Below are 26,067 nucleotides of genomic sequence, written 5' to 3'. Positions count from 1 at the left end.
AATCTGCCTAAAATTCAATGGTGCGGTAAAGTTTTAAATATAAACATTCAGCCTGTACTGTTATGTCCAGACGTTACGCTTATTACCTTTTAGCCCTAGCGCTTGCAGTATCCATATCCATTGGCTCTGTTTACGTTTTACAATTTGGGCAACAAACCAGCCCCTTGAGCACCTTCACTTATTATACTGAACAGTTCCCACCCTGCAACTACCAAGAAAATGAAACAGCAACAGGCATCGCCGTTGACCTCTTAACTGCAATCACCGACAAAATGGGTCACAAAATAACCCCTGACCAAGTCCAGATAGTTCCATGGACCGAAGCATACCAAGCAGCCCTAACAGGCGAAAAAACTGTTCTTTTTTCAACAGCACGGTTGCCTTCACGAGAGGATTCTTTCAAATGGGCAGGACCCTTATTCACTGATACGTACGCACTCTTTACCCGCTGGGATAACGACGTAACAATTGAAGAATCCTCTGATTTAAACAGTTACACAATCGGCGTAATCCAAGACTCCGCTGCAATCACACAACTCACAAACGCAGGCGTGAATGAGAGCCAACTGGTATACTTCACAAACGCATCAGCAATCATAGACGACCTTAACAGCGGCAACATCGATTTTTGGTGCTATGCACAAGTGGTAGGACGTACCCTCACGGAGCAGATAACAGGCAATTATTATGCATTCAAAAACGCGTTTCAACTGAGCTATTATGATTACTATTACGCATTTAGCAAAGACATTTCAGATTCAACAGTAAACGCTTTCCAGCAGGCAATTGACGAGCTTAAACAAGAAAAAGACAACACCGGAATGACTGCTTACGAAAAAATATTGGGCAAATATGTTCCAACAATGGGAACCTCCACAACTCCAGAAGAACTTGTCGAGTTTGTCCAAGCAGCCTACGAATACGCCCAACAAACCAGCCAAGAAACCGCCTTAAACGAATTTAACAACCAAACAGGTATGTTTGTACAAGGCGAACTTTACATATTTGCCTACGACATGACCGGTGACACCTTGGCACTTCCCTTCCAACCCGAAATCATCGGAACAAACCGGTGGAACGCAACAGACGCAAACGGAACCACCTTTATTCAAGAAATAATTCAGACGGCGCAGTCTGGCGGAGGATTTGTACGTTATTTGTACGTTGACCCCGATGATGACTTCATGATTAAACCCAAAGTCAGCTATGTCCTGATGGTAAATCAAGACTGGCTCATCGGCGCAGGCATCTACGAAGCATACTAAACCACAGAACGACAACGAGTTTATACTCTCATGATTACATATTTGTATTGATTGAGAAATATGCTTCAAAGTTCCTTTAAATGGAGAATTCCAAGAAAGTGCCTGTGTATCATAGTAATTTTTCTAATATCTATTTTGGCAATTTCAATATACATTTCATCGCAATCTGGGGTGAAAGAAAACTCGCCTCCTTTTTCTCATGACATTCCAAATTCAATACTTGAATCGCCTAATCAGTTTATTATAACAAGGGTTGGGCAAGATTTTTTCGACAAGTACATACATTTTAATCCTGAAAAAAGTAGCTACATTCCACCTAGCCAATATACCCTTGATCACCATGATAGTGTAGCACATGAGTACTTGCTTTATCCTTACTACCTTATCGTATACAATTTTAGAATGCCTGAAAAACCGTTTGTGGATGAAACAATACAGTTTCATGTTGACTCAAACGGCACTATTGTGTCTGATGAAAAGATAATGGGTGGAATCCCCGACATAGTACATAATCCCGCCGCAGTAAATTTTACAATAGATGAGAAGCAGGCAAGGGAAATTGCAAGAAACGCTGGATTAGAGCAGGGCATATCTGATTGGCATGCGAGTTTTGGCTGGGGTGGAAGTGCTTACGTTTGGTCAGTTCAAAACACTCTTCAAGAAACAGACGGTTTATTCCAATCCTATTCAGCACATGGCAAAACAGTGATAATAGATGCAATTTCTGGACAAGTTCTTCAAACTTCTGAATGGAGCGCTATTTCCTAATTATCGCCGTCAAAATCAATGGTGGGGCTTCCCGGATTTGAACCGGGGTCTATAGAGCCCAAGTCCCTTATTTGGTCAGATTTTAAAAAATATGTTGAAGCAAAATATGCTAAGTCTTACAGTTACACAATTCTAGAATACTCTGCAAAGTATCACAGCTACCTTAAAGATGTAAATAAAATACAACTAGCTAAACCTACAGTTAGAAACAACATCATAAACGCCCTAACCGCACTAAGCAGATACATAGGAACTTATGATTCTTTTAAGAAGGATATGGAATTACATGGGATTAAACGCTACAAACCTGACCCAATAGCCACCTTTACTAGAATCTTTAGCAGTAATGCCCACAATGGCTTAGCTGAATGGTATAACTCTGCAATGGCTGTGCTTAATGATAATGAAAAATTGTATCTGAGGTTTATGCATCTTAGTGGACTTAGAGCAATGGAAGGAATCAACAGCTTCAACCTAATAGCTGAGATGGGCAGCAAATACACAACTGAATACTATAATGAGAATACAAAGTTTCTAGAACACTTCAGATTCCCTAAACTATTTCTCAGAAACAGTAAGAACTGCTATGTGTCATGTGTACCTAAGCAACTGCTAGATGATATTTCACACTCTAGTAATATTAGCTATATTGCTATTGATAAAAGATTAAACAGAGCTAACCTTCCAATGAAAATAAAGAAGCTAAGAAGCTACTATGCCACAGAAATGAGAAAACTAGGTTTATTGTCTGAGCAAATAGATTTAATGGAGGGAAGAATAGGCAAAAGCATCTTTCTAATGCATTACTTCAAAGAGAACCCCCAACTATTAAGTGACAAGATAATTGAGTTACTGCCTGCTATAGAGAAATCTTTGCTTATTTCTAACTAACTTTCTATTTTTCTTATGCAAAATGTTAAGTAAACAATGGCTAAGTAATATCTGAGGATTGCCACTTGAGGACCCTTTGCATTGGTATTGGTAAAGAAAACTGTGGATATACCTATTGCAGTGTTGGGACTCATCTTCCCACGCTATTTGATTATGAATTTATTATTTTAGATTTGAGACCATGCTCTAGACAAAATTATTTCACCTATTTAACTAACAAAAAATTGGAATTCCAAAAGTTTTTTGAAAACAAAGGTGTCTGTATAGTAATAACAGAAAGGATAGAACATTGCTTTAATATTTCAAATTATGATTGGTGCCCTTTTGCTGATCAATTTACGGTAGAAAATACTAAGGGACAAACTCTAATATGTATTGATAGACGGGCTAAGTTTCTATTTGATTCTGTCCCTTTCTTTTGGAATCATTTCTTCGATATTAAAGAAGGCAAGATTATAGCTACAAATAGAGCTAATGATGTAATTAGTTTTTCAATTCAATATAAATCAGGTGCTTGTGTCTTTCTGCCCACTCCCTGCCCAGATTCAATCTTAAATGATATTAACAATTTGACTTTGCTTGATTTGCTACTAAAAAGAGGAATGGAATTGATTCCTGAGTCTGAAAGAAAGATCAATGAAGCACCATTGGCAATACCTACTTGGGCTAGCTCGATTGCATCTCAAAGTGAATTACTACTACTGGACAAATATAACAAAATTTCTGAGAAATTAGGAAAATATAGTAAATTTAAGCAGTTGTATTGGGAAAACGGTGAGCCATTAGAGAAACTAGTAGTTGATACTTTAAAAGAGATAGGCTTTAGTGTAAAAAAACTTGAGAAAGGCAGTCATGTGGACCTAGAAGTCAGCCTTCCTGATGATGTAGTGGCTGTTTGTGAGGTTAAAGGACTTAGCGGTAGTGCAAACTTGCAAGATTTAAGACAACTATTAGATTATTACATTGAGCAGAGAGACATTGAACAAAGGAATGTAAGAGGATTTTTCTTTGTTAACCACTTTAGGAATGAAGAGCCTTCTAAAAGAGGTAGTCCTGCCACAAAGGAGGCAATGGACCTGATAAAAAAACATGGCTTCAAACTCATAACAACTATTGAACTCTATAAAATCTTGGAAAAGCATATGAGTGAAGTATTGAGTAAGGCCGAATTAACCAATCTTTTTAGTTAATTTACTCCTGTCCTTCATCCTTGACTTTTATATTCATGTTTGCATGTCCAGCTTGCTTGGAGGGTCAAAGACGAAAAAGTATCTTGAAAGGTACTAAGACGTAAGACCAATTGTTAAGACAACCTAATTTGAGATAAAAAGTTTGTAATATCCTGAAGTAAGGAACTTAATCCTTTGTCCCAATAAACAACAAATGCTAAAGTTACTAAAATAGCAACATACCATATTATAAAATAGCCGTTTCTCTCGAAAAATCTCTCATAAAGCTTTTTCAGTGAAGAATTTGCATATAGGACTTTTCTGTAAGAATGCTTTTTCTTATCAGTTATAGCTGTGCCTTTTTGATTATTAAAAAAGTCTGAATATCCCTTATACTTCTTTTCTTTGGAATCATAAAATATGAGGTTGTTTAGGCTATCATAATGCTGTTCATCAATGTACTCCCCTTTAATGGCAGTTGCTCTATTTCCGTAGCTGGTATATTTGTTCAATGTATATAATCCTAGTATACTAAAAATTAAAAATGGAATAATGGATATAGCTGTTGGAATCCCGCTTGTGGTTCTTATTATTGCTGATAAAGTCACAATACCAAAGATTGACACTAAAAATAGATTAGCAAAAGAGGCTGCTTTGTTTCCATAGAAGTCCAGAAGTGAGGTAAAAAGGTTGATAGTTGTTTCTTCAGTATAACGCTTGGCGTAATTTTTGTTAGCACAAATTTGAGCAAATTTGTCAAAGTCCTTATCTTCAAGTAATCTGCAAATAGAATAAGAATCTTTGAATTCTTCATACAATAATCCGTCTGGAAAACGGTCAAACGTATCTACTTTTGGCTGTAGACTGGTTATATCGATAAAATATTTTGTTTGTTTTAGTGGTTCTATTTTGAAATAGGCAAAGTCCCAATCTATGTTTTCATACAGCCTGTTTCCCTTTATGGACAAACCTTTATCCGAAATTACTTTGAATATCCCCACTATTACCTTTTCAAAGTTTGAATAATAAACGATGAGATTGCCATTTGATATATTTTTAAAATTAGGGTCTAGTGGTTCATTGTTTTTGTCGATTAAATTTATTATTATATTTCTTCCATCTTTTTCCTGAAAAATTCGATACACAGTTAAATTATGATTAATTAACCACCATTTCTTTTCTGTTTGTTTTCTTTTTTCAGTCAAGTTAATCTCTATCTTATTGCTAAGTTAGCATTTAAAAGGTTAAGCTAAGCTAATTAATCAAGAACTAAATATAAGAAATAAGGTTGACGTAGATGGCATATCTTAAGCATATTTTCAACAAAGAGAAACTTGAGGACATACGCTTTGAAGATATTCAGAGACTAATTGACAATAGAATGGAAGAGTTCAATCAGCTTGAATACAAAGGAGTTTATAATAACAAGATTAGTTATGAGGGGGTAGCTAAAGCCATCTCTGGCTTATTGAATTCCTCGGGCGGTATTATAATAGTGGGCATCTCTGAAAAAGTAGAGAATGGACACCACTTGCCTGATAAATTTACTTGGACAACTTATACAAACAAAGATTCTTTAGAGAATAGCCTTTACACAAGGTTGCAACCTTGGCATGAAAACATCAAGATTTTTCCTGTTGAAAACCCCCGTAATGTAAACGAGAACATCTTTTTGATTGATGTCCCTAAGAGCAATAATCCGCCACATATGGCTAACCATATTTATTATACACGTCTCAACTCCCAAACTCAAGAGCTGGGTCATGAGCAAGTTGTTTCAATGATTAAGCTAAATTATATTCAAAAATTTGATTTACAGAATACGGTTTATGGCCCTATTTTCAATGAATTATATATTTTCTATAATGAAGCAGAAATTAAAGAATTGCATGTGATTAATTATTATAAAGTGCTAAATGAGAGAGCGTTTCTTTTAGAACAAGATGAAGATTTGGCCCTTGAATTAGGCAGTTTTTATCAAAGAGTCGAGAAGTACAATAAAGCCATAAAACCAGTTAAATACAGACTTGCAAAGCTGATTACAGCTTTTGCCACAAAATATTTTCATAAAAGAGCCTTTTCTCATTCTTTTGGGATGGGCTCTGCTTTAAGTATATGGATAAAAACAGAGACAATGCAACAATCTCCATGTATAGATGATGCATTATTGAATAAGCAACAACCACTTGATTTTTGGAAGAAAGATTTCCCTCATGATGAAATTTTAGATGCCCAGTTTATTCTCATGTATCAAGTAGATAATAAAATTAAAACCCAGAAGATACCAAAGGAAGAATTTAATCAATTTATTGAGAAATTGAAGCCTATGCTTGATGAAGATGATTTAATTAAGCACGTGAGAAGTGAGTCTGAAAGATTGAAATCATTGATTGAAGGTTTGTTTGATTTATTGAGCAATAACTTTTAATCTTTTAGTTATGCTCAAGGCTTTTCAATTATTAGCCTACGGTTTTTTGTATCTATCTTTATTTTGAGTTTGTCATCTTCTTTGAATGGAAAAGCAGAATCTTTCACTATTTCAGATGGTAAGTAAACAAAGAATTTGGAGTATGATTTTTTGCCTGTAACTGTAGGTCTATTTACTAGTTTGCTTTCTGCTTCCAACATTTTAGCTACCTAATTTGTGTATCATAGAGAAAAGAGCATTATGGCTTGTGAGACCTCAAAATACTAACCAAATTAGGACACCAAATAGCAAGTTTTAAAAAGAGAACCAAACAATAAACATACGCTAGTGAAAGGGTATGCGAAAATTACATCGGTGTCCTGTTTGTGAGAGAAGGTTTAACTCTAAAGAAGAAATGTTAAGACATTATGAGACTCACACAAATGAAGAGAAAACAAAACTCGCATTAACTGTGAACAGCCAAAAAAGTAAACCCTCTAATGCATGGGTTCTTGTTCCAATCCTGTTTGGTATCTTAGGTGGATTAATTGGTTATGTTGGCGTAAAAGATGATGACAAAGAACTAGCTAACAACCTACTAATTTTTGGAATAGTCTTCACCTTCATTTACGCACTTTTAATAGGAATTTACTACTCTTGGTGGTTAGCACAAATCTTCTAAATTTTCCAAGGTTCACTAATTCGCTTTTCAAGAGCCTTCTTGATTTCAGGGGCTTGCTTAACCAGATAGTTTTTTTCCTTTGTAGCAATTAAGAAATTTTCATCTTCCTTGAATAATTTTAAACAGAGTTCCCAATAGCTTGAAACTCTGGGGTCTGAATCATCAACTTCAAAAGGACGAGTGCCGTTGATTATTTGAAAACTAACTTTGAATTGTTTTTCCACGATGTCCTGTCCATAATTTCTGAGACATTGTTGTTCCATCTGCTTAAGCGTCGTTAAATGTTTTAGATCAGAATCAATAAGCAATAAAGTAGAATTTTCTCTACCCTCGCTATCAACATAAGAAAAAGTTAACTGCGGAGTTTTATCAGGCTTTTTATCAAAAATAATCTTCGCACTTTTCTCCAATATCCTTTTAGCCTCAGAACCTAATTTCCAACAAGCTGTGTTATACCGGGAAAGAGATGCATAAAAGGAATCAAGTTCTTCTCTGAATTTCTGGTCAACCATGAAATACCTGTGGTCATTTTGAATCTGTGCCCATTTATTCTCGAGAATAATTTGTTCATTAAAATCATTTTCAAGTTTATTGATTATTATTTTTATTTCTCCAAAAAGTTCACCATAAACCTGTTCCGTTATCTTAATGGTGTATTCCCTTTTCCATAGCCTCTTTTGTGTTCTAGTTTGTACAAAATAAGTTATTCCAGCACCAATAACTATGCCTGTGACTGTACCAAGGAGACCTGATTGATAAAACCAACTAAGGAAAGCACCAACTCCAGCTATTGCTGAGCTTAATATTAATCCAATATCTTCCTTTAAATCAGCCATCTCAGTCCAACTCCAAAAATAATAATTAACCTATAACACTTTTGTATTTTTGGGATTGCAGAGTTTTGCACTATGTTTATATGCCGAGTTATGGCTCAATCAATTGAGCAATTAACAGTTGCTTAATTTCATCGGAAACAAATCCTTAGTCAGCATATAGTTGTGGGATTAGCTAGTACTATGGTTGAGTTCTACCCATAGATTGCTTCTGCGTGAAGAATCAATGTAGTTTGAGGCAAAAATAAAAACTCAAAGGATGGCTATGTTAGTAGCTAAGGTTGATGATGATATATCATTATAGGTATTTCCTTGAATACCTATTTACCTAATGCTTAAGCATAAAACTAGTAATATTATCAATCTCTATTTCTGCAATACCGCGCTTATCAATACAGAATTATCACACCTGTCTAAGACAGGTTTTAGTTAGCAATAAAAATGGGGTATAGCTAAATCTCTAAATGGCTTAGCAAAATGCTGTTAAACATTGTTGTGCTTTAGGCATCGGGGGCTTTAGCAGTGGATATTTTTGGAATGGAAGATTGTTTTTCTTAAAGAACGCTCTAGAATGTGATGAGTTACAGTAGTTAATGTTATTCTCTTGACAGTATTGAATCTGCTCTCTGAAAATAGGTGCATGATAAGTGTCATCATTGTAATGTTTTTTGTAAGCTACTGGCGTATAATCATAATCTTCTTTATCATCGTACAAACCAAACTCAAACAAATCCACAACATCTTTGAGTTTATGCACTATCTCCAAAGGATTTGATGCTTCAACGGGCATTATGGGTTCTCCACTAAGATATGTGCTGATGCCATTTTCTTTCAGAGCAACTAAAACTTTGATTCTTTCATCGTAGCTAACAGTATATGGTTCTAGGTCTCTTCTGAATGTTTCATCAAAAGAAGTAAGAGTAACTCCAACTCTGCACCATTGATAGCCCTTAAACAAATCAATATCTCTGAGAACTCGATTGCTTTTAGTTAGGATGCTGAAGGGTAATTCATTGGAGATTAATTCGTCAATAACCTGCCTTGTTTGCTTATACTCCGCTTCTAGTGGTTGATAAGAGTCAGTGTTTGAGCCTAGAAGGATGTCTTGAATATTGCATATCTTATCTGTGCTCTTTAGAACTTTAATATCCTTTTTTAGTTTTTCAATTACGTCCTTTCTTGGTGTAGGTTTAATCCATTTGTTGTATTCATATTTTCTAGCGTAACAGTAAAGACACCCGTGCCTGCAACCATTGTAAGGATTTATGGTCCAACCAAAAGCAGTTCTTGAAGGAACTAGAACATCAGTTTTGCATCTAACGTTTATTTTCAGATTATCACCTCTTTAAAATTTAAAACTTAATTTAACTAAACAAAAAATAGGATAACCATTGACCTATCCTAGACAGCTATGTTCTATAGTATGTTTTCTTGTGCTACTGTGTATTGTAAATCTGTCCTACCAGAAAATTATGTAATGTAATACGCTGTATCTAAGGAACTAAGTTTATACTTAATTTTGCCTGAAATGAAAACTTTGATAAAATCTATGGAAAAACTATGGTAATATACGCTGTATCTATATGAACCCTAATTGATAGAAAAATAGTCATTTAATTAGCACAAGAGGGACTGTATTTTCTTATCTTTTACTTTCCTGCCATTAATTGCCTAACAAATTCTTGATATTTTAACTCTTCAGCATTAATTTGATCTAGAGCCCAAAGTGTTGGGATTCTGCAATATGTGAACTCTCTTACAATATAATGTCGTCCATTGTCAGCAATATTTTCAACTTTATGTGAGTGCCTAACTCTGTGATATCTTGGTGTAATAGTTTGCAGAAGACCAACCTTATTACAACTAGGACAAATAACTTGCATAAAATCACCTCTCTCTTTATTTTATGTTAAGCCCTTTTAGGCTATAACTAGAAGCTAATTATTACTGGATAAACTAGAGTAAAGAAGCATCAGAGCAGATGTATGTTTATACTTTATACTAGATAGTGAAAACTATTCTGTGTAACTGTTGATATGGGATATATAGTAAGGTATCTAACTGAGGTTTTATTTTCCAAAAAGCTGTCTCCATTAGTGTTGTATCAAAGGTAACTTGAAAACCCACCTCAATTATTTCCACTTTATTGTTTATGAGATACTTTATAGTATCTCTATTCCACCAAGGATTAGCAATAATTAGTATTTTCTTGAGGTTAGCATAATTATTAAATTTATTGAGAACTTGGTTGTTCATGTCCCTTGGTGATATTGTATACTGTGTTCCTCCAAAACAGTCCCAATTCTTTGATTCTATTGCAGCATAATTATTTATTACAAAATCAACATCTTTTTTTCCTTTAGCACCTTTGCGGTTCTTATTCCTGGCTAAGTCTGTAAATAGCATATTATACTTAAGTTTGTTTGAAGTACAATACCTTCTAATCACTTGCTCAAGGGGTACACCCTTCAAGGAATTACTAAGTTCTGAGAATGGTGTTGGTTTCTTGTTGCTGTAAAAGTATTCTTCAATTTCTTCAGGGGTAAATATTTCTGTTAAATTAGTTTCTTCTTCCTCGGAGGATTCATCTTCTAGGTCTTCAAAGAGAAGTTCTTTCCAATCAAAATTTTCTTCATCATTTATACTGTTGTCTATATTCATAATAGCACATCCAAAATATTTTTAAGGTCTAGACCGAGCCTCAGCGAGAAGAAATATGCTAAACGCTCAAACTAATGCAGTAACATCAAATATGCTGAGAGAAATAACATAATCCTATTAATTAGATGCATCTAGCCTAGATTTTTGATTTACCAAACGATTCAGAGTTACCTCTGCTAAAAATTTTGATGCACTTAACCATTGCTTCTCGGTATCTTAAAAAGGTTTCCAATTTTTAGCGAAAAAGCATGGAAAAAAAGCTCTTGAGAGGCAGAAAGCATCAAAATTTTTAGTTTTAGCCCCTAATTTTTTTTAACCTCTGCAAAATCAGATTTCTAGTGTATGCCCAAATGGCAACTTTCCATTATGTCATGGCAATATTTTAAACACATATATCACATACTATATTCTCAGCATTGGCTTAATTAAATAACTACACCCAATTATGACCCTCCAGCTCTTTTGGAAGCTAAAAGGGATTAACTACTTTATTCTATCCGGTATGTTGACCATCATTGAGTTTGTAGAGTTATAGTCCAGAGTCTGATGCAAGTTATTTATTGACCACAAGCATAGTTTCCAGTGTATATGGGAATAACTAGAAGGTAACACTCACTGTACACCCAAGCATTTGCTGATGATTGGTTCACATTAAGAAAAAGGGTAAACAAGCATGTTATGTTCTAACTGTTGTATCTGTTTATAACGCATATTTGTTTCCCATTTTCTAGTTAATATTGAGTTAATATTCCACACCTAAATCTTAGTGCATATACGGTAATACTATCCAGAACTTTTTGTTAGGAGGTCGTTAAATACAACTTAGCATACTCGTGAGGGCTCCAAGCATATGGAAGTCTGAGTATGAAGATTAAATGTGTAAAGTTCCAATGTGAAGTATGTGGCAACTTAGCTTCTATTCAAATTTTTTACAATAAGAGTGCAGTGGTAAAGTATGCTAGAGCCAGACATTATTTAGGTCAAGTAAATGGTAAGCCACAGTTTGAGTATCATCAGCAAACTTTACAATATATAGCGAATAAACTTAAGGAATTACCGAAAGATGTTGATTCTAAAGCAATAGGTCAAATGGGTCAACCTAATAACATAGACCTAAAAAAGACAGAATTAAGCTCTAATTTAAGTAAGTTGGTGGGGCTTCCCGGATTTGAACCGGGGTCTATAGAGCCCAAGTCTACAAGCCTAGACCAAGCTAGCCGAAAGCCCCACATTGTTGGGTTGCAGTGATGTAATTTCGTAAGAACCATAAAAACCTTAGCCATCCCTAAGCCAAACTTGAAGCTGAATTGACAATTTTTTTCCAGTAGTGCTTTCTATTTTTTGGCGCCGACTTTATGTCTGCTAATTTGGTTTTCGCTGGGAGTTGTTGCAACCATTATTTTGTTTAGGCTTTTGCGTCCATAGGTTACGGAGGCTTTATGGGTTTTTGCGTCAGAGTAATACACGGTTAAGCCCGCGGCGGTTTCAATGGCTTTTTTGGTTTTTGGTCCCTGCAGCAATGTTGTTGGTCCCACCACGTCTGGCAATTCAAAATAGAAATCGTTAAAGCCCTTATTCTCCAAAAGCAGCTTGTTTTCCGTCTGGTTTCTGCCAACGATAATCTTATTTTTTCCAACCCTAAAATGACGCCCCACACTCAGCAAGGCAACATCAGAGGCAGAAACACTCTTTTTATGCTTATAAATGTCCTCAAGTTTTTCTGCGTACTCTTTACAGGTCAACAGGCAACCGCCCGCGGGAGACGGAAACCACTTAACGCCAAATTCAGCCGCCAGCTTCAACTGAGGCTTTCTGGATCTGCCTGAAATATCCAGCAGTTTGCTGCGGTCAACTAAGCCCTTGCGCTCCGCCGCGGTTTCAGGAAGCAACTTCGCCGACAAAGGACGCAACAACTTTCCCTTTAGCCCTGCTTCTTCCTCAATTATTTTGAGCTGGGGCAGATGCTGAGACATTGGGCGTTCTCCTAATACCTCGCCTGTAAAGAGGAAGTCAGCGTCGATTTTTTTGGCGTATTTTTTGGCTAGTTTGAAAAAGAAGATTTTGCAGTCTACGCAGGGGTTGATGTTTTTTCCGTAGCCGTGTTTGGGGTGTTTTACCATTTTTATGTATTCTTTGCCTGCGTCAACGGTGACCAAGGGCACGTTTAACTGTTTAGCTGCAAGTTCGGATTCGCTTGCACCCTCGTTTTTTAGTGCATAAAAGGGGCTTTTAACGTGGAAGGCTACTACATCTATGCCTTGGTTTTGAATCAGCTTGACTGCAAGAATGCTGTCCAACCCGCCAGAAAATAGGCTGACTGCTTTAACCTTAGTCATAAATTGACCTATGTATTTGGGTACAAATAATAATTTGCCTTCAAAACAGGTAAAATCAGCTAATTTTGGTGTGTTTCTTCCATTTTTTTTCAATTTGCGTTTTTCCAAAATATATAAAAAAGATGGGTTGTTTACACAAACGTCTAATTTCGGAGAGCGAAAGATCTGATTAAAGAGAAAAGTGAGCCTCTTACCAGTTATCAATCTTATGTTTCAAAAAATTTTGATAGAACGGTAACAGTTCTTGAATGGAAAAACTATCAATGGCAAATTGAAAATTCTATAAAAACCATTAGAGATTTTGAAAATTTTACAGGAATAAAGTTTTCTACAAAAGAAAAACAAGAACTCAAAAAAACCATCGAAAAGTTTCCTCTTAGCATAACACCATATTATGCTTCTTTGATTGATAAAGAAAATTACCGTCAAGACCCAATCTTTAAGCAATCCTTCCCAAACCCTGAAGAACTAAAAATCTCAAAATATGACATGAAAGACCCGCTACATGAGGACAAAGACAGCCCCACAGAAGGAATCACTCACCGATACCCTGACCGTGTTCTCTTTTTAATCAGCAACCGCTGCGCAATGTATTGCAGGCACTGCACAAGAAAAAGAAAAGTCGGCGATTCAGACCATAACCCATCCAAGCAACAGATCCTCAAAGGCATAAAATACATCAAAGATAACAAACAAATCCGCGATGTTCTCCTCTCAGGTGGCGATGCACTAATGCTACCTAACAAATACCTTGACTGGATTTTAACTGAACTTCGCAATATACCACATGTGGAAGTTATACGAATTGGAACTAGAACACCTGTTGTTTTGCCTTACCGAATAACTGATGAACTGGTAAATGTGCTCAAAAAGCATCATCCATTATGGATAAACACTCATTTCAATCATCCTCGTGAACTTACCCCATCAGCAAAAGAAGCCCTAAGAAAACTAGCAGATGCAGGCATACCCTTAGGCAATCAATCAGTTCTTTTAGCTGGAGTTAATGATTGTCCCCAAATCATGAAAAAACTCTGCCAGAAACTTGTCCAAAACAGAGTGCGTCCATACTACCTTTTCCAATGTGACCTATCCGAGGGACTTACCCATTTCCGAACCTCTGTAGGGAAAGGCATAGAAATCATGGAAAGCCTGTTTGGTCACACCAGCGGGTTTGCAATTCCAACTTTTGTCATCGATGCACCAGGCGGCGGAGGAAAAATTCCAGTAATGCCAAATTACATCATTTCCTGGTCAAGTAACAAGGTGATACTGCGCAATTATGAAGGCGTAATCACAACTTACAATGAACCTGAAGATTACAAACCCGTGCGTTGCAATCGAGACTGCCAAAACTGCGCCCTGCAACTAAAACTTGACGAAGACGAAAAAAATCTTGTAGGTCTCGAAAAACTGTTTACCGATGGTTCTAAAAAAGAGATATCTCTTGTACCAAAGGGCAACATTAGGCTACAACGCAGAAAAAGCAATGATCCAGGGCTACCATAATGCCCAAAAAAACTGCCACAGCCTTCACAATCAGAAATGTGAACATAAGCGACATAAAAGAAGTCTACAAGCTACTTGTCGCTAACAGACCTTACGTCGGGTTAAACTCCCGTTATACCTACTTCCTTTTAGCTCGAGACTTCTCTGACACCTGCATGATTGTACTTGATGGTGAACGTTTGATTGCGTTTTCTTCAGGTTATGTTCCGCCAAAACGACCTGATACTTTTTTTAATTGGGAAATTGTGGTGCACAAAGATTACCGCGGTCTTGGTTTGCAGAAAACTTTGTTGCTTTATCAAATAAGGCAGGCTGGCGCAAAATTTTTTGAGGGCACTATTAATCCTTCTAATAAGGTTTCCAGAAAGAACTTTGTTGAAATTGCATTGTTACTGAAAGCGAGTTATCAGGAGACTATTTTGTTTAGTGAAGAGGATTTTGAGAACGATGGACATGAGGCTGAAGTGCTCTTTAGGATTGGTCCTATTGCTCCTGATTTATTGGAAAATCTTGTTGAAATATAGTTGTTTACCTAATTTTTTTCAAAATTTATCCATTTTTTTTCTGTATAGTGTCCACTTGTCTACTGAACTGTCGAATAATTTAAAAGGCAATTTGCGGATATCAATCACTATAACTCGCGTCTATTGAGGACTAGCTGTGGACATCAGCATCTTCATTCCCGTTTACAAAGAATCAAACCAGCTAGGCAATATGATTAACAAGCTTAGTTCTCAAAGCGTAGCTAAGGAAATATTTGTAACAGTTGATGCGCCTTCAAAAGATTTTTTAGAAAATATCGAAAACTTTTCTGAAAAAGCCAAAGTCATAGTTAACAAGGAAAGAGTCGGCAAAGCAAACGCGCTCAACAGCACCGTGCCCCTGTCATCGGGGAAAGCGCTACTTTTTTTGGATGCTGACGTGGAAGTTCCAGACGACCCTGATTTTTTAAAAAAAATCGTTATGGAACTTGAACACGTGGATGTTTTAGATATCAAAAAGAAAGTTACAAAGGACAACTCGTTCCTCTCCCGAATGGCATATTACGAATACTTTACTTTCAACATCAGCGCATGGTTATCCTCTAAATGCTTGCACAAATGCCCCGCAGTTAACGGCGCAGCATTTGCAATGAAACGTGAAATGTTTCAGAAAGTTAATGGTTTTAGAAAAGTTGTTGCAGAGGACATTGACATTGCTACGCGCTCTTTTCTAAATGAGGGCAGTTTTGCGTATACTTCTGATGTGGAAGTTAGAAATGTTGTGCATTCGGATTGGCGTAACTGGCTCACTCAGAGAAGCCGTTGGTCTGTTGGTCAAGCGTTATGGCTTAAGGAGTGGTGGCGTGAACTTGGCAAACGGTTCATCAAAAAACCCCAAGTTTTTCTGCCTGGGCTGTTCTTTTTGTATCCGTCCGTTGCTATTTTCCTTGTCAGCGCATTAGTGCCAAGTATTTGGTTGTATAACTCAATGCTTGTGTTTTCACTGTTTTTGTCTGTAAAATTTAACTTGGTTCTGCCGATTTTTCTTGTTTCGCTAGCAACTGCGGATGTTTTGAAAATTTTGCTAATTTCATTTTCAAGCTTTGGCATTACAGCCGCCATCTTTTATGGTTTCTCGCGCAAGATGGGTTTTGAAATGAAAATTCATGAGTTGTTTGCGTATTACTTCTTTTACGCCAACATTTGGATGGCAATAATCATAATTGGGCATCTTCAAGTGTTTTTTGGCGGGAAAAAGACCGCGGTGGACTGGAAAATCTGATTCACTTTTTCTTAATTGCTTCTGCCTTTAACTCTTTAGGCATCAGTTCAATGGCGTAACGAAGTGCAGTTCTTGGCATGATTTGCCTGTTTTTAACCACGTATTCGTAGACTTCTTTTTGATGTTTGCGGCTTTCCTCTTTAAGCAGCCAACCATATCCTTTCTGTACTAAATCGTCAGGGTCAAGCAAAAGGGCGTCAGCTATTTCAATGGCCTCTTTGAGGAATAAGCCTTTTTTGGCGGGCACAATTAACGAAACTGCCGAGGCGCGTTTGAGCCAGCGGTTTTGGCTGTTTGCCCAGCTTTGTACTTCCTTGATTGTTTCGGGGTATTTCTGTAATAGGTCGCCGATGGTGTGGTTGCAGAAACTGTCACATTTTGCCCAATTGTTGATGTACTTTTCAATCCACCCCCTAAAAGTTGCCAAATCATCTGGGATTAAATGCTTAATATATCGGGGTAACCATTCAGAAACAATGAAGGCTTCTTCCATGAAGTCAGCTTGGAACAGTTCCTCGCATAACTCAAAAAGCTCTAGTTTGCTCAACATTTTTGCTTGGCTCCAGTGTTTTTTGGCGATTTTGCTGACAACAGCTGTTTTTATGCCGTAAACCTTGATGGGTTCTTTGAAGAAGTGCTGTGCTGTTTTGAGGGTTTGTTGGTTAACGCTGGCTTTTAGGTCTGCTCGTATTTGGCTGAGAAGGCTTTGCATGATGAATGAGCAGTTGGCGGAAAATTTTAAGTTTTTTGATATTTAAAAATGAGGAGGGAAGAATTAGAAGTCTTCCATTTGGTAGAGCCCGAAGTCGATGTCGAGTTTCTTTTCGGGTTCATTGCCTGCTTCTAAGTCAAATAGGCAAGCTGTTGCACGGTCTAGGCAGCTTTTTTTGTTTGTCACTTTTGGTTTAACCATCCTTGCTTGTTTTGGTTTGGGCTGAGGAATGCATCTTGTGCTAATAACCAGAGAATTGTCGATTGTTTCTGGTGTAACTTCGATTTTTGGGTCCTCAGCGGTTAGGTGCATTTTTAATGCGTCTTCATGTAAGTGTTTAGTCAACGCCTTTTCTCCTCCACACTTCAGCGGAAATTAAGTCGCGAATTGCCACTCGGATAGCTTCGGCGCGGTTGGGGTAGAACCGTTCGTCGACAAGCTGGTCCAAAGCTTTTATATACGTTTCAGGCAGATACAGAGTGATTAGCTTCAATTAACGTTCTCTCCCTTGTTGATGACTCATTAAGCCTTATTCAGAGTTATACTTCTATATGTTATGCTACAAATATGTTTTAAACATGTTCGTTACTTAGTATATAAACGCAAAAAAGGTGTTGTTGCATCAATCTGTAAATTCAGCAACATTCACCTTTACGTTTTTATTGTTTGCTGACTATGCAACGTACCATACCCAAGGTGCCCAAGTGCGAATACACATAAAAAACTACGGTTGCTCCGCAAACACAGCAGACGGCGAAACACTAGCAGGATGCCTAACCCAAGCAGGCTTCCAACTTGCCAACTCACCCAACCAAGCAGACCTAATAATTTTCAACTCCTGCGCAGTAAAAGGACCAACCGAAAACCGAGTAATTGACGAAATCAAACGCGTCCCCAAAACCAAAAAAATCATCATCACCGGGTGTCTACCAAAAATTAGCTTCCAAAGGCTGGAACGTGAAGTTCGCTTCGACGCTGTTTTGGGTGCCGCTGCTGGCGAATGTATTGTGAATGTGGTTTTGCGTGTTATGGCTGGAGAGCGTGTGGTGGATTTTGAGGGTTTTAACACGCCCCGGTTCAACCTGCCAAGAGTCAAGTCGGGTGCATTAATTAGTGTCATTCCGATTAACTACGGTTGCTTGGGTTCTTGTAGCTATTGTGCTGTGAAATTTGCTCGTGGACCCCTGCGAAGCTACCGAATAGGCGAAATAGTTGGGCGTGTCAGGGAGGATTTTGATGCTGGCGCTAAAGAGTTCTGGTTAACCAGCCAAGACACGGCCTGCTATGGACGAGATATCGGCACTAATCTGCCCCAGTTGCTATCAGCGCTTTCAAACTTACAAGGTGATTTTAAAATCCGCGTGGGCATGATGACGCCAAACATGGTTTTTGACATGCAAGAACCACTAATTGAAGCGTTCCAAAGCCCCAAATTTTTTAAATTTCTACATCTTCCCATCCAAAGCGGCGACGATTCTGTTCTGCAGGGAATGCAAAGATTCTACACTGCAAACCAATTCCGACAAATCGTGGCGGCATTTCGCTCCAAAATTCCCGAACTAACCCTTGCAACAGACATCATCGTTGGCTTCCCATGAGAAAACCAAAACGGCTTTGACAATACCCTCAAGCTTTTAGGCGAAGTCCAACCCGACGTAACCAACGTTTCCAAATTTTTCGCACGCCCCCTCACCGCCGCAGCTAAAATCAACCAAGACTTAGTGCCATCTACTGAGAAAAAGCGTCGAAGCACCTTGGCGGCACAGGTGGCGCGGCAAATTTCAGCCCAACAAAATCAACGGTGGCTAGGTTGGGTTGGTGAGGTGCTGATTGATGAGCGTGGTAAAAAGGCTGGTTCGTGGGTTGGACGCAATTTTGCCTACAAGCCTGTCGTACTTCAAAGTGGGAATGATTTGTTGGGACAAACTCTCAAAGTCAAGGTAACTAAGGCACCTGAAACCTATCTTGTCGGTGAATTAGTTACCGATTAGTAAACGCTTTTTAGTTAGTGCTAAAAAAGAAAAGGAAATGCTAAACAAACAGTGACAGAAGCCGGAAGGCAAATCCGCCAACTAGCAGTGCTGCGCCAATGTTTGCCAGGGTGATGACTGTTGCTGCTTTCCACCCAAACTCTTTACCCAAAATCGCCACTGTGGACACGCAGGGGATATAGAGCATTGCCACAAGTGCCATAATGACTAGTTGTACAGCGGTGAATCCGTCTGGTTGTATCATCAGGTTTGTGGTGCCAAGCATTGCAACTGCGCCGACTAGTATGAGTTCTTTTCGTACAGTTCCCAAAATCAGCAGTATGCCTGCAATGGCGGGTAATCCAAGCCACCAAACCGTTAAGGGTGTCATTGCGTTGCTGATGGGAGTTAATACGTCAAGCACAAAAAGTACCTGTATTAGTGCACTGCCTACAATGTAGATTGGGAAGACCACGTAAATGATTGATTTTGTCCGTGACCATGTCTGCTTAAGCACTACCTTGAGCGAGGGTACTTTGAATGCGCCCATTTCCATGATTAATCCTGTAGATTTTCCGGGAACAGCCTTCATGGCAACACGGCCCAGCAGGAAAATCACGGCGACATCAACCACGTAGAGCAGTAAAGCCCAGTGAACCCCAACAAACAAGTCCACCATGCCAAACAGAATTATGGTTCGAGCTGAGCAGGGCGCGAACGTTATGGCAAACGCTGCTAGTAGGCGTTCGCGTCTTGTTTCCATGATTTTGCAGCTGTGAATGGCGGGTACGTTGCAGCCGTAGCCTAGAATTATTGGGATTAAGGCTTTGCCGTGTAAACCGATTTTGTGCATAACGCTGTCCATCATGAAGGCAACCCGTGTGAGCAAGCCTGAGTCTTCAATCATGGCTAGTAGCAGGTAGAATGGAATCACAAACGGGATAATCAGAGTTAAGCCTGCGTTAAATCCGCCCCAAACACCGTTAACTACTATTGACAGAAGCGGCTGGTCTGCTGACAGAGCGGGGTCAAGCGGTTGAATCTGATTTAGTACATCAGAGATTACCCCTGACAGGGCATTGCCTACAAAAAATGTCCACAGCAGTAATCCTGCAATAACACCCATCGAAGTGAGATAACCCAAAACATGGTGGGTCGTTAGCCAGTCAAGTTTTTCTGACCAGGTGCTCTTTATTTCGCTCTGGTGAAGTGCAGACGCGGCAATGGAACTTGCAAGGGCATACCGTTCTGAGGCAACAATTGAGAAGCAGGGTTCTTGGCAACTGCTGGAGAGTTCTTGTGAGATGGTTTTGGCGGCGTCGGCTACGGTTTTGGATTTTTCCGCTACGAGTTTGGTGATTTCGCTGTCGCCTTCGAGCAGTTTGATTGATAGCCAACGTGCGGGGTATTGTAGGTCAAGGTTTGCTTTTTCTATTGTTTGTTGTAGTTTTTCGATTTTTTCTTCGACATCATGTCGATATTTTAAGTGTTTAGGCTTGGGTTTATGGGCGGCTACTTTTATGGCTTCTCTTGCCAATTCGTATATGCCTTCACCCCGGGGGGCTACCGCAAACACCACAGGAACGCCAAGGGCGGATTCGAGTTTTTGTTTGTCAATGTTTATGCCTTTGTTTTTGGCTACGTCCACTTGGTTTAGGCACACAATTAAGGGAACACCCATTTCCATCAGTTGAATTGTGAAAAACAGGTTCCGCTCTAAAATCGAAGCATCAACCACGTTGATAACTGCATCAGGCTTCTCAAGTGCAATGTAGTCTCGTGAAACTAACTCTTCCATGGAAAACGTAGAAAAGGAGTAAATACCTGGCAAATCAATTAAGGTGACTTCGTGGTCCTCAAAGTGTAGTGTACCTTCTGCGCGGTCAACGGTTTTGCCTGGCCAGTTGCCTACGATTTGGTCAGAGTCCGTTAATCGGTTAAAGATTACGCTTTTACCCACGTTAGCGTTTCCAGCTAGGGCGATGGTTAAGTGCTTGCCTTTGATGGGTTGTTTGCTGTTTTTGTTGTTGTGAAACATTTGATTTGTCTCCTTACTGTTTTTCGCTGTGGGGGTCTACGAAAACTTTTGACGCTATGCCTCTGCCTATTGCAAGTTTTGAGCCTCGAACAGAAACTTCGATGGGGCCATCAAACGGGGCAATTTTTATGAGTGTGATTTTTGTGTTGGGGGTTAAACCCATGTCTAAAAGGCGCTGAAGAACATGGTGACCGCCTCGGATGAATGCGATTTTTCCTGACTGTCCAGTCTTGAGTTCTGTTAAAGCAACCAAGTTTTCTTTACGTTTTCCTACCTCTTCTAAGCCTTTTTTGTGCAGTTCAATGCATTCTTCACAACTGGTGAAAGGCAAGTTGCAAGCAGGGATGGGTTTGCCATCGTCTGGGCAAGTATCGGGGTGTTTTAGTAATCTGCACAGGGATTCTTCTGCTTCATCAGAAAGTGCATGTTCAAGCTCGCATGCTTGACTGTGTACTTTGTCTTTTCCGATGTGCAAAACGTCGGAGAGAAATGTTTCGAGTAAGCGGTGTTTTCGGGTGATTTTTTTTGCTTCACGGGTGCCTTTGTCTGTTAGGGTGCTACCGTGGTAGGGTGAGTAGTTTATGTAGTTTTCTTGGGCTAGTTTTTTGAGCATTTCTGTTACGCTGGCTGGGGCAACGTTTAGTTTTTGGCTGATTTGGGTGGTGCTGACTAAATCGCCGTTTTTGGATAGGCTGTATATGGCTTTTAGGTAGTTTTGGGTTGATTGTTCCATTTGTTCTCTCCCCCTGTTTTTAGGTTCACCTAAATTTCCAGTCGCGAAGACATATAAAGATTTAGGTGCGCCTAAAAAATAGTTTCCATAAAACAGCCATTGATTGCAACACAAAATCGGCGTAGCTTCCTTTGTGAGCTGTTGAACCCTTGAACGCCCACAAAAGCACAATAGCACGATTTTTCAGTTTTCAGTTGTATTTGATTTTGGATTTTTTCTAAGATTGCATTAATTGAAAAAGCTTATATTCTTTAAGTTTTATTTCTGTCCCCAACTCAAGGTTGAGAACATGTCAGAAGCTAGTTTACCTTTCGACGAAAAATACAGCCCAGGCAGCGTTCAAGTTTCTTCTGGAGATAAACGCAAAGCTGAATGGGAAAATGCCATTAAAAACCCTCAAGAGTATTGGTCCGAAAAAGCAAAAGCAATTGACTGGTTTAAGCCATTTAGTAAAGTGCTCGATGACTCAAACCCGCCATTCTACAAGTGGTTCCCAGATGGTGAACTAAACATATGTTATAACGCGCTGGACAGGCACGTTAAAGGCGCACGCAAAAACAAGCTCGCCTACATATGGGAAGGCGAAATGGGCGAAGTAAAAACCTACACTTATTATCAACTCTACCGTGAAGTAAACAAACTTGCAAAAGCATTCAAAGACCTCGGCGTCCAAAAAGGCGACCGTGTCGCAGTGTTTCTGCCAGTAATTCCCGAGCTCCCAATTACACTGCTTGCCTGTGCAAGAATTGGTGCAGTACATGCAGTTGTGTTCTCTGGTTTTAGTGCTGAAGCATTGGCAGACCGTGTTAATGACTGCGGCGCAAAAATCCTTGTAACTGCTGATGGCTCATTCCGCAGAGGCAAACCAGTTGCAATCAAAAACAACGCTGACCGTGCACTGCCAAACATGCCAAACGTTGAAAAAGTTATCGTTGTCAAACGTACAGGTCAAGAAATCCAAATGGGCGAAAAAGACGTCTGGTACAGCGATGCCCTAGCACAAGCAGGCGCTAATGCATATGTTGAACCAGAAAGCATGAAATCAACCGACCCACTGTTCATCCTCTACACTTCAGGAACCACAGGCAAACCAAAAGGCGTCCAGCACGGAACAGGCGGCTACCTCCTTTGGGCACACTGGACTCTCAAATGGGCATTTAACCCAACTGATGAGGACATTTACTGGTGTGTTGCAGACATCGGATGGATCACTGGACACACATACAACGTTTACTCTCCACTCAGCAATGGTCTCACTGCCTTCCTATTCGAAGGAACTCCCGACTTCCCTGCACAAGACCGCTGGTGGGACATGATCGAACGCCACGGCATAAACATCCTCTACGGTACACCAACCGCAGTACGTATGTTCATGAAATTCGGCGAAGAATGGGTCAACAAGCACGACCTCAGCAGCCTACGCGAACTCGGCTCAGTCGGCGAACCAATCAACCCAGAAGCATGGAAATGGTACTACCGCGTAATCGGCAAAGAAAAATTACCAATCATCGACACTTGGTGGCAAACTGAAACAGGCGGATTTATGATTTCTCCTGCATCAGGCATAGAATTAACACCGCTAAAACCAGGTTCAGCAACACTACCCTTGCCAGCAGTTAACGTTGACATCTTCGATGATAAAGGACAATCAGTCCCACAAGGAACCAAAGGCTACCTAGTAATCAAGTCACCTTGGCCAGGAATGCTACAAACAATCTGGAAAGACCCCGACCGCTTCAAACAAACATACTTCGGCAGATGGCCAGGCATATACTATGTCGGCGACTATGCAATCCGAGACCCTGACGGGTACTTCTGGCTACTTGGAAGAGCAGATGAAGTCCTCAAAGTTGCAGGTCACAGAATCGGCACTGTCGAACTCGAATCTGCACTTGTTGCACACGAATCAGTCTCTGAAGCAGCAGTCATGGGCAAAGAAGACGCAGTTAAAGGCGAAGTTCCAGTTGCATTTGTTGTTTTGCGAGGCGGATTTAGTCCATCAGATGAACTACGCACCACACTCATAAAGCACGTTCGCGCTACCATTGGTCCAATCGCTACTCCTGAAGCAGTTGTGTTTGTTAACAAGCTACCAAAGACAAGAAGCGGTAAAATCATGCGTAGACTGCTAAAGGCAGTGTTGACTGGTGCTCCATTGGGTGACACTTCAACTATTGAAGATGAAGGCTCAATCGAGGACATCAAAGCAACATACGCAGATTTGCGAAAGCAACTAGAAAAATAAGCTTTCCAACAATCTTTTTTTATTTTTTTTATTATTTTATCTTAAACTAGTAGTAATAGGGCTGTGATATGTTCGTCTATTTTTATTGTAAACGATAACAAAAGAGCATACACAGACAATTGCCACGGCAACCAAACCTGCTGTAACATAATCATCAATACTGCGAGAATCAGAATATGAATTTGGTTTAGTGTTTGGGTTTGGCGTACCAGTTGTTGGTGGAACCGTTGGATTTGACGGTGCTACTGTAGGGTTAGGTGTTGTGTTTTGTGTAGGTGTTGCTGTTGAAGTCTGTGAGGGTTCTGCTGGTGGTGTTGCTAAGGAAGTGGTGACAATTGCGGGGGTCGGCACGTGGATGTCAACTGGGTTCATTAATGGGTGCTGGTCAACATTGTTTGTTGCAATAACATAGGGTATGTTTCCTGTTCCAGTGTCTGAGACTTCTGTTGCTTCTGGATACTTGGTTAAGTAATCGCTCCAATAGTTACCTTGTACGCCATTATCCCAACTGTCATCTGGTCTTCCACCGTCTAAGGTTTTTCCAACAGCTGCGTTGTCTCTGATATTATTAATTATGTTGTTTTGATAAATTTGATTGTTAAGGTCAGAGAGGGCTTCACCAAGGGCTGGATTGTATGTGCTGGCTACTTCTGGGATTCCAATTTGGATGCCGATAAGGTTGCTACTGATTATGTTTCGATAAACGATGTTGTTGCACGAAGAATAATACATCGTGATTCCATAGCAATCAGGAATGGTTGCCGTAGAGCTATAGTATTTTTGTGTGATGGAGTTTTCATAAATTGTGTTTCCACTTGATTCTTTAATAAGCAGTCCAGCAAGACCCACAGGGTTACCTGCAGTCATAATATTTTTTGTTATGATGTTGTTACTGCAATCTTGCAGGAAAATGTTTGTTCCATCTGTAAACTGGTTGCCAGAAATCATGTTTTCGCCGCCTCCGAAAAGTTGGATGCTTATCCCATAATCGCTAAAGAGATTGTTAGATATTGTTGAGGTTGATAAATGTCCTTGAATGCAATACCAGTGTCCAGGATTAAAATTGTTATAGAATTTGTTTCCTATTATTTGACAATTGGTGGCAGATGTTTGAATACAGAAATCGCCATCTGTGAAGGAGTTGCCTGAAATTATAATATTTGTGCCGCCGCCCATTTCAATGTGAGTGCTAAACTGGTGAAAATGAAAATTCTTAATGGTCACATCATTGACCCCGCTTAACGTAATTGCAGTGTACCACATGCTATATCCCGAATCTGAGAAACCTTGTCCATCAAGGGTTATGCCGCTACATTCAACCTGTATGGACGTACAGTTCAAGTTTTGTGTTAAACTATAGGTGGAACCTGACTTTTGCAGAGGTGCTGTTGAGGGGTCAATGCTGCCATCTGCATGGATATACATTGTATCAACTGGTCCCGGAGGGGCTATGGGGTTAGAGTATGCATAGTCAAATATGCAGGGTATGAGAGTTAATGTAAGCGAAAAAATTATGGCAAAAACAATTTTTCGCACGTTTATCACAAACAAAAGTAGTATTTAATGCACTTTTAAGCTTTACTTATTTCAAGGGGAACCTTGCTAAAAAAATTAACAAAAACAATCATTTAAAAAATAGGGAAAAAAGGAAGTTACCACGGTACAGGAATCCAGCCGGTTCCTATACCAATCGCCACAAGGATAAATCCCAAAACCATCCACACGATTATGAGGAATATCAGTGCGATTATGCTTATTGCCAATGCTTTTAGCCAGCCGCAGTCAAAGAAGTGCTTAACCAACGCCAGCCAGATAACGAACAGTATTATACTTGCAATTATGCCTTCAATGAAGTAGCCGACAACGTCGAAAATTAGTGTGCCCAAAAACACAATCCATAAGGCATCCGTGAATTTTGCGTTTTTGCCTGCAAGTAGTCTTCCTGCACCCCAAAGAACAGGTGACAAGATTATGAGGTTAATTATTGCATGTACAAAGAAACCTATTAGTACTGCTTCAATGTTTATCGCCATAAAATCTCCATTAACAAATTGAGAAGGTTTGCCTTAAAAAGTTATCTAATC

25 protein-coding genes and 1 tRNA gene are annotated in these 26,067 nt (G+C 39.3%); 12 read left to right on the top strand and 14 right to left on the bottom strand.

The window, feature by feature from the left end; genetic code table 11:
* Positions 1-62: 62 nt before the first annotated feature.
* The 4 genes from NWF01_11160 to NWF01_11145 all read left to right on the top strand — a co-directional run bounded on the left by NWF01_11160 (position 63) and on the right by NWF01_11145 (position 4,114).
* Positions 63-1,265 (top strand): cache domain-containing protein, encoded by a 1,203-nt coding sequence (locus NWF01_11160; protein ID MCW4025574.1) that lies wholly within the window; start codon positions 63-65, stop codon positions 1,263-1,265.
* A 363-nt stretch (positions 1,266-1,628) separates the two neighbouring features.
* The gene (locus NWF01_11155; GenBank protein MCW4025573.1) at positions 1,629-2,033 is read left to right on the top strand and encodes a hypothetical protein; all 405 of its coding nucleotides are present in this window, start codon (positions 1,629-1,631) and stop codon (positions 2,031-2,033) included.
* Between the two features lie 18 nt (positions 2,034-2,051).
* Positions 2,052-2,924, top strand: coding sequence for an integrase (locus tag NWF01_11150; GenBank protein ID MCW4025572.1), 873 nt, complete (start codon positions 2,052-2,054; stop codon positions 2,922-2,924).
* Between the two features lie 65 nt (positions 2,925-2,989).
* Positions 2,990-4,114: a hypothetical protein gene (locus tag NWF01_11145; GenBank protein ID MCW4025571.1), complete on the top strand. Its 1,125-nt coding sequence runs from the start codon at positions 2,990-2,992 to the stop codon at positions 4,112-4,114.
* Positions 4,115-4,227: 113 nt separating this feature from the next.
* Here the strand turns inward: NWF01_11145 and NWF01_11140 are convergent, their stop codons facing one another.
* On the bottom strand, positions 4,228-5,298 hold the full coding sequence (locus NWF01_11140) for a hypothetical protein (protein MCW4025570.1): 1,071 nt from the start codon (positions 5,296-5,298) through the stop codon (positions 4,228-4,230).
* 92 nt (positions 5,299-5,390) lie between these two features.
* On the opposite strand from NWF01_11140, the gene NWF01_11135 reads away from it, so the two are divergent.
* The gene (locus tag NWF01_11135; protein ID MCW4025569.1) at positions 5,391-6,521 is read left to right on the top strand and encodes an ATP-binding protein; all 1,131 of its coding nucleotides are present in this window, start codon (positions 5,391-5,393) and stop codon (positions 6,519-6,521) included.
* A gap of 14 nt (positions 6,522-6,535) precedes the next feature.
* Here the strand turns inward: NWF01_11135 and NWF01_11130 are convergent, their stop codons facing one another.
* Positions 6,536-6,721 (bottom strand): hypothetical protein, encoded by a 186-nt coding sequence (locus NWF01_11130; protein ID MCW4025568.1) that lies wholly within the window; start codon positions 6,719-6,721, stop codon positions 6,536-6,538.
* Positions 6,722-6,858: 137 nt separating this feature from the next.
* Between NWF01_11130 and NWF01_11125 the strand changes: the two genes are divergently transcribed.
* On the top strand, positions 6,859-7,182 hold the full coding sequence (locus NWF01_11125; protein MCW4025567.1) for a C2H2-type zinc finger protein: 324 nt from the start codon (positions 6,859-6,861) through the stop codon (positions 7,180-7,182).
* Here the strand turns inward: NWF01_11125 and NWF01_11120 are convergent.
* The 5 genes from NWF01_11120 to NWF01_11100 all read right to left on the bottom strand — a co-directional run bounded on the left by NWF01_11120 (position 7,179) and on the right by NWF01_11100 (position 13,012).
* The gene (locus NWF01_11120) at positions 7,179-8,018 is read right to left on the bottom strand and encodes a hypothetical protein (protein MCW4025566.1); all 840 of its coding nucleotides are present in this window, start codon (positions 8,016-8,018) and stop codon (positions 7,179-7,181) included. The genes NWF01_11125 and NWF01_11120 overlap by 4 nt on opposite strands.
* Positions 8,019-8,484: 466 nt before the next feature.
* On the bottom strand, positions 8,485-9,282 hold the full coding sequence (locus tag NWF01_11115) for a radical SAM protein (protein ID MCW4025565.1): 798 nt from the start codon (positions 9,280-9,282) through the stop codon (positions 8,485-8,487).
* Between the two features lie 734 nt (positions 9,283-10,016).
* Complete coding sequence (locus tag NWF01_11110) at positions 10,017-10,676, bottom strand: hypothetical protein (protein ID MCW4025564.1); 660 nt, start codon at positions 10,674-10,676, stop codon at positions 10,017-10,019.
* A 1,150-nt stretch (positions 10,677-11,826) separates the two neighbouring features.
* Positions 11,827-11,904: transfer RNA gene (locus NWF01_11105), tRNA-Pro, on the bottom strand.
* Positions 11,905-12,010: 106 nt separating this feature from the next.
* Complete coding sequence (locus NWF01_11100) at positions 12,011-13,012, bottom strand: hypothetical protein (GenBank protein MCW4025563.1); 1,002 nt, start codon at positions 13,010-13,012, stop codon at positions 12,011-12,013.
* Positions 13,013-13,177: 165 nt separating this feature from the next.
* Between NWF01_11100 and ablA the strand changes: the two genes are divergently transcribed.
* The 3 genes from ablA (at position 13,178) to NWF01_11085 (ending at position 16,285) form a co-directional block, all read left to right on the top strand.
* Positions 13,178-14,521 carry a lysine 2,3-aminomutase gene (ablA, locus tag NWF01_11095; protein MCW4025562.1) on the top strand — a complete coding sequence of 448 codons (1,344 nt, stop codon included), beginning with the start codon at positions 13,178-13,180 and terminating at the stop codon, positions 14,519-14,521.
* The gene (locus NWF01_11090) at positions 14,521-15,045 is read left to right on the top strand and encodes a GNAT family N-acetyltransferase (GenBank protein ID MCW4025561.1); all 525 of its coding nucleotides are present in this window, start codon (positions 14,521-14,523) and stop codon (positions 15,043-15,045) included. Before ablA ends, NWF01_11090 begins: the two co-directional genes overlap by 1 nt.
* Positions 15,046-15,181: 136 nt before the next feature.
* Positions 15,182-16,285, top strand: coding sequence for a glycosyltransferase family 2 protein (locus NWF01_11085; protein MCW4025560.1), 1,104 nt, complete (start codon positions 15,182-15,184; stop codon positions 16,283-16,285).
* A 1-nt stretch (position 16,286) separates the two neighbouring features.
* Here the strand turns inward: NWF01_11085 and NWF01_11080 are convergent, their stop codons facing one another.
* The 3 genes from NWF01_11080 to NWF01_11070 form a co-directional block, all read right to left on the bottom strand.
* Positions 16,287-16,997, bottom strand: coding sequence for a DNA alkylation repair protein (locus NWF01_11080; GenBank protein ID MCW4025559.1), 711 nt, complete (start codon positions 16,995-16,997; stop codon positions 16,287-16,289).
* A 63-nt stretch (positions 16,998-17,060) separates the two neighbouring features.
* Positions 17,061-17,342 (bottom strand): hypothetical protein, encoded by a 282-nt coding sequence (locus NWF01_11075; protein MCW4025558.1) that lies wholly within the window; start codon positions 17,340-17,342, stop codon positions 17,061-17,063.
* A complete protein-coding gene (locus NWF01_11070; GenBank protein MCW4025557.1) occupies positions 17,335-17,490 on the bottom strand; it encodes a ribbon-helix-helix domain-containing protein in 156 nt (51 codons plus the stop codon). Before NWF01_11070 ends, NWF01_11075 begins: the two co-directional genes overlap by 8 nt.
* Before the next feature lie 211 nt (positions 17,491-17,701).
* Between NWF01_11070 and NWF01_11065 the strand changes: the two genes are divergently transcribed.
* Together NWF01_11065 and NWF01_11060 are read left to right on the top strand one after the other, a co-directional pair.
* Entirely contained in the window at positions 17,702-18,595 is an 894-nt protein-coding gene (locus NWF01_11065) for a tRNA (N(6)-L-threonylcarbamoyladenosine(37)-C(2))-methylthiotransferase (protein ID MCW4025556.1), read from the top strand.
* 123 nt (positions 18,596-18,718) lie between these two features.
* Positions 18,719-18,988 carry a TRAM domain-containing protein gene (locus tag NWF01_11060; GenBank protein MCW4025555.1) on the top strand — a complete coding sequence of 90 codons (270 nt, stop codon included), beginning with the start codon at positions 18,719-18,721 and terminating at the stop codon, positions 18,986-18,988.
* Between the two features lie 40 nt (positions 18,989-19,028).
* On the opposite strand, the gene feoB is transcribed toward NWF01_11060, so the two are convergent.
* Both feoB and NWF01_11050 read right to left on the bottom strand, forming a co-directional pair.
* Complete coding sequence (gene feoB, locus NWF01_11055; protein ID MCW4025554.1) at positions 19,029-21,005, bottom strand: ferrous iron transport protein B; 1,977 nt, start codon at positions 21,003-21,005, stop codon at positions 19,029-19,031.
* Positions 21,006-21,018: 13 nt separating this feature from the next.
* Positions 21,019-21,738 (bottom strand): metal-dependent transcriptional regulator, encoded by a 720-nt coding sequence (locus NWF01_11050; GenBank protein MCW4025553.1) that lies wholly within the window; start codon positions 21,736-21,738, stop codon positions 21,019-21,021.
* 289 nt (positions 21,739-22,027) lie between these two features.
* Between NWF01_11050 and acs the strand changes: the two genes are divergently transcribed.
* Positions 22,028-23,983: an acetate--CoA ligase gene (gene acs, locus NWF01_11045; GenBank protein MCW4025552.1), complete on the top strand. Its 1,956-nt coding sequence runs from the start codon at positions 22,028-22,030 to the stop codon at positions 23,981-23,983.
* Positions 23,984-24,019: 36 nt separating this feature from the next.
* Here the strand turns inward: acs and NWF01_11040 are convergent, their stop codons facing one another.
* Together NWF01_11040 and NWF01_11035 are read right to left on the bottom strand one after the other, a co-directional pair.
* Positions 24,020-25,519: a right-handed parallel beta-helix repeat-containing protein gene (locus NWF01_11040; GenBank protein MCW4025551.1), complete on the bottom strand. Its 1,500-nt coding sequence runs from the start codon at positions 25,517-25,519 to the stop codon at positions 24,020-24,022.
* Positions 25,520-25,635: 116 nt separating this feature from the next.
* Positions 25,636-26,016: a hypothetical protein gene (locus NWF01_11035; protein ID MCW4025550.1), complete on the bottom strand. Its 381-nt coding sequence runs from the start codon at positions 26,014-26,016 to the stop codon at positions 25,636-25,638.
* Positions 26,017-26,067 lie beyond the last annotated feature (51 nt).

The sequence above is a fragment of the Candidatus Bathyarchaeota archaeon genome (assembly GCA_026014585.1).
Lineage (GTDB): Archaea > Thermoproteota > Bathyarchaeia > Bathyarchaeales > Bathycorpusculaceae > Bathycorpusculum.
The sequence above is the reverse complement of the archived record's forward strand: the minus strand, read 5'-3'. Positions and strand labels throughout refer to the sequence as shown.

Coding starts and splice junctions, on each gene's coding strand:
- NWF01_11160 (MCW4025574.1), top strand. CDS start 63: ATGTCCAGACGTTACGCTTATTACCTTTTAGCCCTAGCGCTTGCAGTA.
- NWF01_11150 (MCW4025572.1), top strand. CDS start 2,052: ATGGTGGGGCTTCCCGGATTTGAACCGGGGTCTATAGAGCCCAAGTCC.
- NWF01_11135 (MCW4025569.1), top strand. CDS start 5,391: ATGGCATATCTTAAGCATATTTTCAACAAAGAGAAACTTGAGGACATA.
- NWF01_11130 (MCW4025568.1), bottom strand. CDS start 6,721: ATGTTGGAAGCAGAAAGCAAACTAGTAAATAGACCTACAGTTACAGGC.
- NWF01_11125 (MCW4025567.1), top strand. CDS start 6,859: ATGCGAAAATTACATCGGTGTCCTGTTTGTGAGAGAAGGTTTAACTCT.
- NWF01_11120 (MCW4025566.1), bottom strand. CDS start 8,018: ATGGCTGATTTAAAGGAAGATATTGGATTAATATTAAGCTCAGCAATA.
- NWF01_11110 (MCW4025564.1), bottom strand. CDS start 10,676: ATGAATATAGACAACAGTATAAATGATGAAGAAAATTTTGATTGGAAA.
- NWF01_11100 (MCW4025563.1), bottom strand. CDS start 13,012: ATGACTAAGGTTAAAGCAGTCAGCCTATTTTCTGGCGGGTTGGACAGC.
- NWF01_11090 (MCW4025561.1), top strand. CDS start 14,521: ATGCCCAAAAAAACTGCCACAGCCTTCACAATCAGAAATGTGAACATA.
- NWF01_11080 (MCW4025559.1), bottom strand. CDS start 16,997: ATGCAAAGCCTTCTCAGCCAAATACGAGCAGACCTAAAAGCCAGCGTT.
- feoB (MCW4025554.1), bottom strand. CDS start 21,005: ATGTTTCACAACAACAAAAACAGCAAACAACCCATCAAAGGCAAGCAC.
- NWF01_11050 (MCW4025553.1), bottom strand. CDS start 21,738: ATGGAACAATCAACCCAAAACTACCTAAAAGCCATATACAGCCTATCC.
- acs (MCW4025552.1), top strand. CDS start 22,028: ATGTCAGAAGCTAGTTTACCTTTCGACGAAAAATACAGCCCAGGCAGC.
- NWF01_11035 (MCW4025550.1), bottom strand. CDS start 26,016: ATGGCGATAAACATTGAAGCAGTACTAATAGGTTTCTTTGTACATGCA.